Source organism: Vibrio fluvialis (assembly GCF_900460245.1).
Lineage (GTDB): Bacteria > Pseudomonadota > Gammaproteobacteria > Enterobacterales > Vibrionaceae > Vibrio > Vibrio fluvialis.
This window is the reverse complement of the sequence record NZ_UHIP01000001.1, coordinates 2,270,137-2,284,256: the sequence shown is the minus strand read 5'-3', so window position 1 is coordinate 2,284,256 and position 14,120 is coordinate 2,270,137. Positions and strand designations below refer to the sequence as shown.

Below are 14,120 nucleotides of genomic sequence, written 5' to 3'. Positions count from 1 at the left end.
GCGTAAGCCGGCCCTTTTGCTTTGTGTAATCCACTGCTTTTTTATTATTAATTAGGTTGAAGGTTGCTCAACGGCTTGTGTGCCTTCAACTTCAGCGCTCGGTGCTTTGCCCGTTTTGCGCTTGTATTTCTCTTCCCAGTAAGTGGCGTTCTTGATGCCCAACTTCACTGGGTTGAATACGTACTCTTCAACACCTTGCTTTTGCTGATCTTCATAATCTTTCAGCGCTGCCATGGTTGGTTTTGCCATAAAGAAGATGATCAGAATGCCGACGATGTTCAGCCATGCCATCAGACCAACACCCACGTCACCCATTGCCCAGGCAAGGTTCGCTGTTTTTACAGTACCGTAGAATACCGCTGCCATGATGGCCAGTTTCAGGATGAACACCAGACCGTCGATTTTGAAGGTACGACGAATGTAGGCGATGTTGGTTTCTGCAATGTAGTAGTAAGCCAGAATCGTGGTAAACGCGAAGAAGAACAGCGCGAATGCAACGAATGGTTTACCCACACCTGGTAGCGCGCTTTCAATCGCAACCTGAGTAAATACCGGGCCATTCGCACTGATGTCCGCCGCCAGGTTTTGTACCAGGAAGGCACCTTCTGCGCCGCCGTGTACGTTGTACGCACCAGTGATCAGAATCATGAACGCTGTTGCTGAACACACCAGCAGAGTATCGATGTAAATAGAGAAAGACTGAACCAGACCTTGCTGTGCTGGGTGCTCTACGCTGGCTGCTGCCGCTGCGTGAGGACCAGTACCTTGACCCGCTTCGTTGGAGTAAACACCACGTTTTACACCCCAGCCGATGGCTGCGCCAAGACCCGCCATAGGCGTGAATGCGTCACCCAGGATCATGCCGAAGATGCGTGGCACTTCGCCGATGTTCAGCAGAATGATAACGAATGCAGTGATCACGTAAGCCAGCGCCATGAATGGCACAACGATTTGCGTGAAGTTAGCGATACGTTTTACACCACCGAAGATGATGAAACCCAGTAGGATAGAAACAACCGTACCAGTAAAGATTTTTGCGAAACTGTAAGTACCGATAGCCGTTTCAATCATTGGGCCTGAGCCGAATGCAGATTCTACCGCGTTACCGATGCTGTTTGACTGAACGCCAGGCAGCAGCACGCCACACGCGAAGATGGTCGCGATAGCAAAGATCCATGCGTACCATTTCTGACCCATCGCTTTTTCGATGTAGTAAGCCGGACCGCCGCGGAATTCGCCTTCGTCTTCTTCTTTGTAGATCTGAGCCAAAGTTGATTCTGCGTATGCTGTTGCTGCGCCGAAGAAGGCAACAACCCACATCCAGAAGATAGCACCAGGACCACCAAAACCGATCGCTGCTGCTACGCCAGCGATGTTACCTGTACCAACACGGCCAGACAGTGATACTGCCAGCGCTTGGAACGATGAAATGCCTTTCGATGAGCTTTTGCCAGATAGCAGCAAACGCCACATTTCAAAGAAATGACGGACCTGAACGAAACGGGTCAGAATGGAATAAAACAAACCAGCGCCAAGGCAAAGATAAATCAGCACCGGGCTCCAGATAATTCCATTCAGAAAATCAACAAATGACTGCATGAGTATTTTCCCTGTTTAAAGATGGTTGTGTTTGTTTTGCGTTCAACATATTAATCTTTTTGTAACTCAAATGTTAATTGATTTATCTGCTAATGCTAAGGAGCGTGATATGGAACACAAAATCCTGAATGAATGTTAAAAAACGGCGACTTTATTAGCATTTGATTAATTAGTGAGCGGTTTGTTTTTTACATGCGATCGTACGGAAACAATACGTCTAGGGATGAATAACTATTCGTTATAAAGTGCTGTGCTGAAAGGCAGGAAAAGAGTAGATGATTGTTCTGGCTAAAAAATAGCCGCCATCCGGCGCGTGAATAAGCACCGGATGACGGAGATATGAGTGGGATTTAAGACGCGTTTTGGTAGCGGAACACGTTCAGGCCACGAGTGTCGATCTCGGCTTTGCCGCGGGTCATGATATCCGCCAGCAGATGCGCAGAACCACAAGCCATTGTCCAACCCAGTGTACCGTGACCGGTGTTGGTGAACAGGTTATCGAACTGCGTCGCACCGATGATTGGCGTGCCATCTGGCGTCATTGGGCGGAAGCCGGTCCAGAATTGCGCTTGGTCGAAATCGCCACCTTGCGGGAACAGATCGCGCACCACCATTTCAATCGTCTCTTTACGTGCGGTCGGAATCGATGGGTCAAAGCCCGCCAGTTCTGCGGTGCCCGCCACACGAATACGGTCATCAAAACGGGTCAGCGCCACTTTGTACGTTTCATCCATGACGGTTGATTGTGGCGACAGTTCTGGATTCACGATAGGCACGGTCAGTGAATAACCTTTCACTGGGTAAACCGGAATATCAATGCCCAGCGGTTTCAGCATCGCGGTTGAGAAGCTGCCTAACGCAACCACGTACGCATCCGCTTTCAGCAGACCTTTATCGGTTTGGACACCGACGATCTTTTTGCCTTCCGTCGCCAGCGATTTGATTTGAGTATCGAACTCAAAACGCACACCGTGAGCTTTCGCCAGTTCCGTCATTTGCTGACAGAACAGGTAGCAGTCGCCCGTTTCATCATCCGGCAGGTACAGGCCGCCCACCAGTTTGTCTTTCACTGGGGCCAGGCCCGGCTCTTGCGCGATACACGAGTCGACATTCATCAGTTCAAAACGCACGCCGCTTTCTTCCAGCAAACGCATGTCTTTTTCAATTGAGACCAGCTGTTTTTCATCACGGAACACTTGCAGCGTCCCTTGCTGACGGCCCTGATATTGCACATTGTGCTCTTTGTTCAGTTGGGTCAGACAGGCGCGGCTGTGGTTGGCAATCGCCAGCATGCGCGCTTTGTTGACCTGGTAGCGCGACAATTGGCAGTTCGCCAGCATTTGCGTCATCCAACCCAGCAGTTTTGGATCCAGTGACGGTTTAATTTTCAGGGGCGCGTGTTTTTCAAACAGCCATTTGACCGCTTTTTGCGGAATGCCCGGCGCCGCCCATGGGGAAGAGTAGCCGTAAGAGATCTGTCCGGCGTTCGCGAAACTGGTTTCTTCAGCGCTGCGCGGTTGTCGGTCGACGACCGTGACGCTGTGTCCTGCCTGAGACAAGTACCATGCTGAAGTGAGGCCGACCACACCACTACCTAATACGATAACTTCCATAACGACTTCCTATTACAAAGGCTGTTGATTGCTTAGAGCGACTGACTGTTTTATGAAGTCGCGACATCAAAACGGCGACCTCTGTTTGTTGGTGGCTAGTTTCTTTGCTTTACCTTTTCTTAACAATCGATAATATTTATCACCAGTGTTTAGTTTTTCTAAAAGCAAGCGATGTTAAGCAAGTCATGTTAAAAAGCCACAATGTCTCCGCATTACATACCTTTATGCTGGTCGCACAGCACCCGAGTTTCAGCAGTGCAGCGAAAGCGCTGCACCTCACCACGGGGGCGATCAGCCAGCAATTGTTGCAATTGGAAGGGCAGCTAGGTTTTAGCCTGTTTGAACGACATTCGCGAGGTGTGCGTTTAACTGAAGCAGGGCAGACGCTGCTCACGGTGTTGCAGCGCAGCTTTCAGGAAATTGATTCTGCAATACAAAGCCTTAGCCAACGTGACAACCGCAAAGAGATTCGCCTCAAACTGACGCCGTCGCTGGCCTTTAAATGGTTAGTACCGCGCCTGGATGACTTTTATCGTCACAACCCGGATATTCAGATTCAGATGTTTGCCGAAGGCGCGCTGGTGGACAGTGACCGCCGAGATTTCGATCTTGCGATCGACTACGGCCCGCTGCCATACCCCAAACAAAATGCAGAAATGTTGATGGAAGAATCGTTGCTGCCGGTGATGAGCCCGGCTTATCTGGCGGCGCACCCACAGTTAAGTCATGCCGCCGGTTGGCAGGATGTGGTGCTGCTGCACGATGCGATGCCGTGGGCCAAAGCGCCGCGCGATTTCGAATGGTTGTACTGGGCATCCGAGATGGGATTGGAACTCGCGACCCAGCGCGGCCATTTCTTCAACCGAACCGACATGGCGATGTCTGCCGCCGAAGCGGGCGTGGGTATTGCCATGGCGCGCATGGCGCTCATCACCAATGAACTCGACAGTGGCAAACTGGTCACGCCTTTTACACCCATTGCGGCCAACGCCGGTTATTTTCTCATCACCCACACCGCCAACGACACCACCCGCATCTTCCGCGATTGGCTGAAAGCGCAGATTGAAGGCCGCTGAAAAGGAATGATGGCGGGAAGGATAGACGGTGGTCGATACTTGGCTCACCAAAGACGGCTAACTACGCCTTGTTTAGTGTAAGGATTGGAAAGCGTGTGAGGTTCGGGTTCAAGCGTTGCGAGAAATGTATGGCGTGATGATTGAACATCAAGCCAGTAAAATGATCATCGTGACCTCTAGTGATGTTACAGCCGAAGCGCTCACGTCTGCTCAAGGTAAACGGTTGTGGCTGGTCAACGGGGGCGAATTGGTTCACATGATTGAAGAAGGGCGTAGCTTGATGCAAAAGCCGGTGATTGAAGCTCACCCCCAACTTTCCCCTAACTTATGTCCTAATTGTCACTTTGAACTGGTCGTGCGTATCGCGAAAAAAGGCCAGAATACAGAGCAATCGTTTTACGGCTGCACAGCCTTTCCGAAGTGTCGGTATACCTGTGATTGCTGAGAGTGTTTGGACCCGATCTGGCCTGCTCCCCTTAATCTAGTCCAGTCTACACTTAGTAATGTTCATCCAACCAAGGAGATGATGAACATGAAAAAGCGATTCAATGAACAACAAATCATTGCCATTTTAAAGGAAGCGGAAGCAGGTATCCCCGCCAGAGAGCTTTGCCGCAAGCATGGGATATCGGATGCGACGTTTTACACATGGCGCAAAAAATACGCAGGACTGGATGTCTCTGAAGCCCGTCGCCTTAAGGCACTGGAAGACGAGAACGCTCGGCTCAAAAAGCTGCTGGCTGAGACACTGCTGGATGCAGAAGCACTTAAAATCGCTCTTAGCCAAAAGTACTGACCGTCGAGGACAAGCGCAAGGCTGTTAAAGTCATTCAGAAAAGCACCCTGCTTTCAGAACGCAGAGCCTGTCTACTCGTCGGTATTCAACGCGCGTCACTGCGATATCAACCTCAAGCTAATCGCGAGGATGATAAGCTTCTGGCTCGTATAAAAGAGCTGGCATTGGAACGACGTCGATTCGGTTATCGTCGGATCCATCGCCTTCTGAGGCGAGAAGGTTTTGATGTTAACCATAAGCGAGTTTATCGCTTGTACTGCGAATTAGGCTTAACGGTCATCAGCAAACGGAGACGTAGAAAATCACAGTGTGTTGAGCGAGAGCCTCTCTTGCTTCCTTCAGTACCAAATCACACTTGGTCTATGGACTTTGTGATGGATGCGCTCAGTAACGGCAGACGAATTAAATGCCTGACGATTGTGGATGATTACACAAAGGAGTGCCTAGATATTCCTGTTGCTACGGGGATCTCGGGAGATGAAATCGTGATCACGCTGGAGTCTATCGCTGCGTTTCGCGGTTATCCAGCATCGATACGAACGGATCAAGGCCCAGAATTTACAGGGAAAGCGCTCCACCAATGGGCTTATCAGCATGGTGTGATTTTAAAATTAATCCAGGCAGGAAAACCGACACAAAATGCTTATATTGAAAGTTTTAATGGTAAGTTCAGAGATGAATGTTTAAACGAGCACTGGTTTAGGGATTTGAGTCATGCTCGTGACCTAATCAGCCTCTGGCGAATGGATTACAATGAAAATCGCCCCCACTCAGCACTGGGTTACTTAACTCCTTCTGAGTTTGCAGCGACAACAGAACGGCACGAAACAGTGGTAATTTAACAAGCATTACTAATGAAATTTTGGATTAGTTCTCGGGGGCAGGTCAGATCAGCTCAATGTTCAGATGCAATACGAGGTTTGTCGTACTCAAGTTCAAATTGTACTTGGAGCAGAAAGATGTAAATACAAAAAGGGCCAACTCTTTCGAGTTGGCCCTTTCCAAACGTTTGGGCCAGTGTTATCTGAATTGCCTACTTAACTGTATGATATGTAATGTTTATGTCAGATTCGGATTTTATCTTAGTACTAAACCACTTGTTATAAACGAGTGTGACGCTTTGTGTCTACGTCACGGGCTGCTTGTTTGTGCTGCAGCTGCGACTATTGAGGAAGTCGAGTTGGGTTTTAATCTCCTTCTCTAACTCACCGACATAAATCAATGATGTTTCGATATTGGCATATTTTGCGCTTCTGCTTGCACTAAACCAATTAAATGACCCCACCGCCATATACCGATCATCAGCAAAAACGCTTTTGCTATGGACACCATTTATCACGTTGATAACGATACCAAGTTGTTCCAAGGTCGCACAACAATGTTGAAACGCTTTTACCTTATTGGTATCTGGGTGATTTGCGACCGTGGTATTGAAATGTCTGTCGGTGTGTATGGTGATTTGAACACCTTTGTGCAGTGCCGTTTTTAGTAGTTCTAGTTGCCCAGTTGATTGCAGTTTGTCTAGCAATAACCAAGGCGAGACGATATCGATGCTTCGTTTTACTTCCCCCAACAGTTTAGACAAGAACGCATCGTGCTCCTCGGCATTGGTGAGCAATTTTGGATGGCCGCATATTTGTAATAAATCGGGACGCTGACCAACACTAAACTCAAGCTCATTCCGCTCGTCAGTGAAGAGATACTTGGCCAGTAATCCTCGTGGAGAAGATGATGGAGCCGCTTCAATTATGTCCAAATCACCAAAGACCAAGAATGCATCTTTAGCTCGCGAGACAGCTACGTTAAGCATTGAAGGATCCATGTCGATAAACCCGCCATCGTTGTGTCTAGTATACACCTGAGAAAAAATGATGATTTTGCGCTCAGCACCTTGAAGGGAATGAACGGTGCCAACGGTGAGTTGATCTTTCCCTTTACCTACTTTGATCTCGTAGGCATGACACGCGGTTGTGATCTGGTTCACTTGAGCTGAAAATGGCGTAATGATACCCACACATTTGGCCAGTGGTTCTCCGTAGTAATTCTCTATTTTAGCTTTATTAGCATGTAGCCATGCAGCGATAGTTTCTGCTTCTAGTTTATTGCGTCGGCTTCCGCTAAATGACTCCGCGATACCATCGACGTGTAAATGACTGAAAGGAGAGTAGAGGCTATCTTCGGTTGCTTGTCCTCTCTTGGGGATCAGGATGCCCTGATAGCAAAGCTCATTGCAGTACGAGATTAATTCATCATAACAGCGTCGGTGTTCTTGCAAAAACATGCCAGGTTCCGCTTCTTGCATATAATGAAAACGGCTTGCTTGTTGGGCTACATGCATCGCACTGCCAGTCACGACACTTCGGCCAGCCTCTTGAATGGCTGTGTATTCATCATCTGATTTGATCACTTTATGCTGTTTTAAATTACCTCGATCAATCGATGAGCTCACATTTCTAATCGGCGGGATTTGGTAAATATCACCGATCACCAAGGCTTTTTTGGCGAGTGCGAATGAGGCTGCGGCAACTTCTGGGGCCACTTGGCCAGCTTCATCAATGATCAAAAGGTCTATTTCATTAAGCAGATAGTCTGTTTCAAACTCATTATTCCCAACGTGAGACTGATAAGTCATATGAGAAGGCAGAGAATGGAACGTTGATACAATACAAGGGGTGAGCATCATCCGCCGCTGCCAACGAGGACGAACTGTTTTCAAGCCTGTTTTCCGGGCCTGCTTGTTCAGTTCTTGGCCCATATCTCTGCAACTCAGTAACCAGCATGCTTCCCAGTAATGGACAGCTAAGCGGAACATTCGAAAACGGGTAGTGATATCCAAAACCGAATCGATGTCGGCCAGTTGTGGAATGGTTTGTTCTGGAGCGTTCTCAGTAAGGTGATTAATAGAATCAAGCCAATTTTGCTGTGATTGCTCAAACTTTTGATACTGCTCTAACCAAGATTGATATCGGTTATTTTGATCGTCAAAATCATCTTTTTTGCTAGAAAATACTTGCTTGAGTAGGCTCTCAAATCGATCTGATGACAGATTTTCAATGTGTTCTTCATCGTGCTCAATAAGGCTGAACATGAAATTTTTGCGCTGAAGTTCAAGTTTGTTCTTGATTGGCGATAGCCACCTAAACAGAGTTAACCATGTAGATTCGTTGCCTAGGTAGGTTCGCCATGCAGTTAACCGTTCTTTGGCGTTATCTTTCAATGCTTGCGCACTAGAAACCGCTTGTTGTTGATCTGCCAATGTTTGTTGTGGATTGTCCCCAAGGCGTGAATGGATGTCATTCAGTTGGCGGTTGTAGTGATGCCAATTGCTTTGGATTTGATCTAACTGGGTTTGATGTCGGCGTAATTCGACAAGGAGATATATTTTAACTTGCGTTACATCAGCAAAATTCTGTTGTGGAAACGCCTGTTTTGCTCTATCCAAATAATGCGCTTGGGCTTGATCGAGAAAATCCAATTGTTCGACTTTTTCATAGAAATGCTTAGTTTGGTAGCGTTTGGCAGCTTCCGATTCACCATAGGCTGATGGCAGGTAGCCTCCGTAGCTAAAAATGTCGGGTAACCATCGGCCTGATAGCTCATCGTCGCCCTCATCGAAGTCTTTACCAAAAGCATCAATGATGTTGGTTACGGCTTGGTTATTCGTCGATGCTGCAATGATGAGCGGTGGCTGACTCTCTTTTAGCGCCGATTCAATCCACAATGATGCGACTACAGATAGAACGAACGTTGTTTTACCCGTGCCTGGAGGGCCATTGACCGCAAGAATATCGCCTTCCTGCAGGGCTAAGGTGTGTGCCAAAGCATCGCATTGCGCTTTAGCTAACGGGAATTGACGATTTGAGTGACCAAAACGCAGATTCACTGTCTGAGATACATCAAGACACTCATCGTGGTTGGTTACTGTTTTTGCCGCGTAACTATCAAGCAGAGGCAAGTCTGTGCTTGAATTACAGAGGTTATCGTACAGTTTTAAAATATGTCTTGAGGCCCCTAAACACTCGCTGATTTTGTTGACTAAACCACGACTTTCAATGTCTTCGTAGAACTGCTCGATTCGGGATCTATCGCAGTAGTCGGCAAACAGTTTTTGGGTGAGCCCGTAATAGTTTTGCCAATCTTTTTGATGGTTCAGATACTGTTCTTCTCGTTCGAATTTGGCTGGAATACCTTCAGCCGATTGGGCTGTTATTTCGTGCACTGTCAGGAATTTATCGAGTTTATCGACGTCAGCGATAGTAAAGGTGTCTGTCCCTTGAGGAGCAAGTAAATCACGAGGTATGAATGGCGTGGTGTGGGGAAACATTCGCCCTTCACGATTGACCCACAAAGAGCAGATAATCGGCGTCAGTACCCCTGGCATATTACCGCTGTAATCTTTGCCATGTACCTTCCTAAGATAATAGGTGACTGGGCGAAGATGAATTTGTACGGCGGTGAGAGTATCTGGTTCATTGCGAAACAGATCTTCTAGCAAGGGAGAATCCGGTTCTAGCTTACCTTCTTTGAATTCGTTAGTTGTCGTCCGCTCATAATTCGTCAGATCTTGCTTTTTTAATGCACCTTTTGCGCTGTCGGCATCGGCAAGCGAATTACGCCAATAGTGAACCCAGCCCTGATTATTCATACCTCACCTTGGAAACTTTGCTTTAAATGTGTGATTTAAAAACAGTATTCTATTGCATACAGGACGTTTTTAGTGGAACTTTGGTCGATTATTTGATGGAAGTAATGTGTGAATAAAACTGAGTAGGCGGTGAACTCTTTGATGAAGCATGAACAAGCCGAAACCTCTAATTATGGGTGTAACTAATTTAGGGGAGGTTTACAATTCACCAATCGTATGCCGGGAGACGTATTTAAATGGCTATATATTGTGGCGACAAGAACTCTACTCATTTACTTAACAACATGTCGGAGTTTAAAGAGCGTTGTTTTATTCAAGGGCTATCACTTTTTACAGATCTCGCGGTATGGAATTCAACGACGAGCCAAGAGCTTATTGATTTTTTCGTCGAAAACTTGGATGAAGGTGACGGCGACTTCTTTGAAAAGTTAGAAACTCAACTAGAAAATTCTTCTCCAGAAGCCAAAGTACTAGCGTCTGAAATGCTGTGGCTGATGTTTCTTTGTCCAAGTAATATTGGTTTTGAATCTAAGCGCAAAAGTATTGAGCGAGTATTTTCCTGGAGTGGCTACGAGGTCGCTACAGAAGCTCGAAAAAGATTTCTTTCTGGTAGCGCTTTGACCGGAATTGGAAGCGCTGGAACTGCTTACAATACGGGCCGTTGGCGCGAGCTTGTCTATGTAATTCGATTGGTTGCTGCTTTGTTAAAGCTTTCTGAACAGGAGAGAAGAGAGCTTTTAAATGATGTTGAGCGATTACCTCTGTGGCTAGAATTTATTCCTGAAAATGGTTCTAGGCAGTTTCGTCATATGTTTTTATACCTGCTGTTTCCAGAAGTTCATGAGCGCATATTCGGCAATACGGACAGAAAAGCTATATTGACTACTCTAGCCGATATAGCTAGTGCCCAATACAATCGTATGGATGCCAAGGACGTTGATGCTCAACTATTGGCACTGAGGCGCTCATTTGAAGTAGAGTACGGGACTAAAGAACTCGACTATTACGTAGAACCATTACGTTCGAAATGGAAGCAAGCTAAGTCATTGTCCACTAATGAGGTCAACGACACAGCACAGGAGTATGATGTGAAGAGTAATAATAAATCTCAACCACTTAATACGATCCTTTATGGTCCGCCGGGCACTGGTAAAACCTACAACACGATTAATAAGGCATTAGAAATTGTGGACCCAGATTATTTTAGAGCTAATAAGGATGATCGAGTTGCTATCAAAAAGCGATTTGATGAGCTTCTAAACAGCAATCGTATTGGTTTCGTTACCTTTCATCAGAGCTTCAGTTATGAAGATTTTGTTGAAGGCTTGAAAGCAACTACTGAAAATAATCAGGTAAATTACGAAATTGAAGATGGAATTTTCAAACGTTTATGCGAATCTGCTCGTGCCAAACCAACAGTAAAAGCAGCTCAAGATAATGTTGATATTAGTGGCCGTAAAATCTGGAAAATGTCATTAGGTGATATCGCTGGTGATGATGCTTTTATCTATCAGCAATGTGTTGAAAATGGTTACGTTCTTTTAGGTTATGGCTATGACATTGATTTCACTCACGCAAGTGATCGTAAGCAAGTGGCTCAAACATACCGCAGCAATAACGTAGAAATTGAGAATGAGAGCTATGACTACCAAGTAACGTCAGTAAACAAGTTTAAGAATGAGATGAGCATCGGCGATTTGATCGTCGTCTCGGATGGTAACCGTAAGTTTCGTGCTATTGCTGAAATTACCAGTGATTACTACTTCAATAACTCTGAGGTTGATGATGTTAGCTACTCTCAAGCAAGAAAAGTCACCTGGCATAGAGTGTATGAACCATCATTGCCTGTTGATGAATTGTTCAAGAAGAACTTGTCTCAAATGACCTTGTATCGACTATACGATTCAACCATTGATACTGAAAAGCTCCGATCTATATTACAAGGTAGTGATGATTCTGGTAACGTCGCGCCGGGACGTACTGTAGGTAAGTATCAGATCGAGTCTATCTCTGATGAACTGATAACTATCCGTAAGCCCAATGGCTCAGAGCTTCCTATGCCAAAATCGATTGTTGATGAGCTTTGTGATTTAGTGCGTTCTGGTGATATTTCGATTGAAGATATTAAGCAGAAAAGAGTGTTTGATAAAACTGACTCTTTGATGGAAAAGTTTCTGGTTAATGGCTACCCAAATGTCTTAAGCCCTTTAGTTGAAGGGATTGTTAACAAAGGAATATCGCTATCTAATCAAGCATCTTCAGACAAGAGAGTGTTGATTATCGATGAAATTAACCGAGGTAACATTTCCAATATATTTGGTGAGCTAATTACCTTGATTGAGCCGAGTAAGCGAGCCGGTGGTAAAGAAGCGCTGTCGGTTAAGCTTCCATATTCAAAAGATGTTTTCTCGGTTCCAGATAACGTACACATCATTGGCACGATGAACACGGCTGATAAGTCACTTGCTCAGCTTGATATTGCATTACGCCGCCGCTTTCAGTTTGAAGAAATGATGACGAATTATGAGCTGCTTGAGACAATCCCGCTAATAGAAGGTATTGATGTTAAGCTGATGGTTGAAACTATCAACAAAAGAATAGAGCTATTGTACGACCGTGAACACACAATAGGTCACAGCTTCTTTTTACCTTTAGTTGAATACCCTTCGATTGAGAAGCTATCAGAAATCATGGGGCTGGAAATTCTTCCTCTTTTAGAAGAATATTTCTTTGAGGATTGGGAGCGGGTAGCGATGGTATTAGGAGATCAGCTTAAGACCGATGAGAGCTTACGTTTTATCTGCGAACAATTCGATGCTGACGAGATGAAACTGCTACTGGGAGATGCTTGGGAGTTAAACGGTGTTCAGCCTTATGTAAGGAACAGTCAAGCTCTGAAGAGTCCTCATGCTTACATCGGTATCTATTCTTAATGCTCGTTAGAAAACCTCATTCAACCATTACCATTCGAGAATTCGGTTTACTGCTTAATGGTGGTGATCAGTCGAGTATTGATCGCCACTCAATACCACGTAAAGCGTTTGAGTGGCTAATGATTAACGGACAGAGTAATAATCAAAATTCAGTCGATCTTATAAAGCTAAAAAAACATGGCAGTTCTATTGCACTGCAAGTTATCAATTATGTTGGAGTATTAGAAACGCCTTGCGGCACCCGTATTGAAATTCTACCTAAAATCTCAGAAAAGGAAGACAGTAAAGCCGCAACGAGAATTCTTCTTAAGATGCTTTCAACGGTCCATAAACTTAGCTTGCATAGGTTTGAAAATTCTTCCTTACAAACGTTAAACAGACCGCTATTTGAAATATTGATTGGCTATTTCTTGAAAGAAGTCTCGGATGTGATTAAGAAGGGAATCCGCAGCAAGTACACCAGAGTTCAAGTTCGTAAACCTTACTTAAAAGGTCAGCTACAAACATCAAAGCAAATAAACCAAAGGCCAGGCTGCTTAAATAGTTTTCACATAGCTTACGATGAGTTTTCGCCAGATCGAGCAGAAAATAGATTAATACGCTCTGCGCTGACTCAAGTGATGAAGTGGTCCAAACACAGTGATAACTTACGTTTAGGTAGTGAATTGCAGTGTGCTCTTGATGATATCCCTCATTCAGGAAATTATGTATTAGATTTTCGTCAATGGTCCAATGAACGTTCGCTCATTCATTATCGAGCTGTGAAGCCTTGGTGTGACCTTATCTTGAGTTATCAATCACCAGTATCTCTTGCCGGGCAACATAATGGTGTATCTATGCTTTTTCCGATTGAGAGTCTTTTCGAACGTTATGTTGCTATCAAACTTGATAAATTACTCCCACTTGGACTTAAGTTAAGTTCACAAGTAAAAAGTAATTCTTTAGTCACTCATACTCCGAATTCGGGGAATACTGAGGCATGGTTTAGACTTATACCTGATATTATAGTGAGCGAAAAAAATTCGAAAAAGCCGTTCTATGTTGCTGATACAAAGTGGAAGAGGATTAATGAAAAGCTAGCTACGGCTAAACATAAATATGGTATTAGCCAATCTGACATGTATCAAATGTTTGCCTATGGACATAAATACTTAAAAGGAAGAGGTACGGTTTACTTAATTTACCCGGCGTATGAATCCTTCAAAAATCCATTACCCCCATTTTTCTTTGATGAGCAACTGTCAGTAAGAGTAGTTCCTTATGACCTTGAAAATGATGCGTGTGAGTTTATCCAAGAATATACATCGCTATCTGAGCTTTCTTGCTAGGTCTCGGATATCACTATTTACTCGATTTGATTTAAGTATCAAGTCTAGGGCATCCAATGCTCGACCGTTTTCAATGAGTAGCTTTGCGTTGCCTATACGAATAGCGGCTTGACCTGCCCCCGAGAACTAA

General features: G+C 45.2%; 7 protein-coding genes and 1 pseudogene. 5 read left to right on the top strand and 3 right to left on the bottom strand.

Translation table 11 applies throughout. The annotated features are described in order from the left end of the window. Positions 1-51: 51 nt before the first annotated feature. Both DYA43_RS10710 and DYA43_RS10705 read right to left on the bottom strand, forming a co-directional pair. Positions 52-1,599, bottom strand: coding sequence for an alanine/glycine:cation symporter family protein (locus DYA43_RS10710; protein WP_061056807.1), 1,548 nt, complete (start codon positions 1,597-1,599; stop codon positions 52-54). A 350-nt stretch (positions 1,600-1,949) separates the two neighbouring features. Next, entirely contained in the window at positions 1,950-3,212 is a 1,263-nt protein-coding gene (locus DYA43_RS10705; protein WP_024374641.1) for a D-amino acid dehydrogenase, read from the bottom strand. 185 nt (positions 3,213-3,397) lie between these two features. Between DYA43_RS10705 and DYA43_RS10700 the strand changes: the two genes are divergently transcribed. The 3 genes and pseudogenes from DYA43_RS10700 to DYA43_RS10690 all read left to right on the top strand — a co-directional run bounded on the left by DYA43_RS10700 (position 3,398) and on the right by DYA43_RS10690 (position 5,926). Further along, the gene (locus DYA43_RS10700; RefSeq protein ID WP_020328140.1) at positions 3,398-4,288 is read left to right on the top strand and encodes a LysR substrate-binding domain-containing protein; all 891 of its coding nucleotides are present in this window, start codon (positions 3,398-3,400) and stop codon (positions 4,286-4,288) included. A gap of 31 nt (positions 4,289-4,319) precedes the next feature. Next, positions 4,320-4,733, top strand: a pseudogene (locus DYA43_RS23325) (restriction endonuclease); the annotation flags it as partial. Positions 4,734-4,820: 87 nt separating this feature from the next. Then, positions 4,821-5,926, top strand: a protein-coding gene (locus tag DYA43_RS10690) for an IS3 family transposase (protein ID WP_225869420.1) whose coding sequence is annotated in 2 segments (ribosomal slippage) — positions 4,821-5,079 and positions 5,079-5,926 — 1,107 coding nt in all. Because the reading frame shifts where the segments join, the coding sequence is not laid out codon by codon here. 284 nt (positions 5,927-6,210) lie between these two features. On the opposite strand, the gene DYA43_RS10685 is transcribed toward DYA43_RS10690, so the two are convergent. Further along, positions 6,211-9,729, bottom strand: a complete 3,519-nt coding sequence (locus DYA43_RS10685) for an AAA domain-containing protein (protein WP_061056804.1) — start codon at positions 9,727-9,729, stop codon at positions 6,211-6,213. A 236-nt stretch (positions 9,730-9,965) separates the two neighbouring features. Between DYA43_RS10685 and DYA43_RS10680 the strand changes: the two genes are divergently transcribed. Beyond that, complete coding sequence (locus DYA43_RS10680) at positions 9,966-12,662, top strand: DUF8426 domain-containing protein (RefSeq protein WP_061056803.1); 2,697 nt, start codon at positions 9,966-9,968, stop codon at positions 12,660-12,662. Between the two features lie 119 nt (positions 12,663-12,781). Continuing rightward, positions 12,782-13,990, top strand: coding sequence for an McrC family protein (locus tag DYA43_RS10675; RefSeq protein WP_225869419.1), 1,209 nt, complete (start codon positions 12,782-12,784; stop codon positions 13,988-13,990). The last annotated feature ends 130 nt before the right edge of the window (positions 13,991-14,120 follow it).

Excerpts from the sequence above, each read along its gene's own strand:
- DYA43_RS10705 (WP_024374641.1), bottom strand. The coding sequence starts at position 3,212 with ATGGAAGTTATCGTATTAGGTAGTGGTGTGGTCGGCCTCACTTCAGCA.
- DYA43_RS10680 (WP_061056803.1), top strand. The coding sequence starts at position 9,966 with ATGGCTATATATTGTGGCGACAAGAACTCTACTCATTTACTTAACAAC.
- DYA43_RS10710 (WP_061056807.1), bottom strand. The coding sequence starts at position 1,599 with ATGCAGTCATTTGTTGATTTTCTGAATGGAATTATCTGGAGCCCGGTG.
- DYA43_RS10685 (WP_061056804.1), bottom strand. The coding sequence starts at position 9,729 with ATGAATAATCAGGGCTGGGTTCACTATTGGCGTAATTCGCTTGCCGAT.
- DYA43_RS10675 (WP_225869419.1), top strand. The coding sequence starts at position 12,782 with ATGATTAACGGACAGAGTAATAATCAAAATTCAGTCGATCTTATAAAG.
- DYA43_RS10700 (WP_020328140.1), top strand. The coding sequence starts at position 3,398 with ATGTTAAAAAGCCACAATGTCTCCGCATTACATACCTTTATGCTGGTC.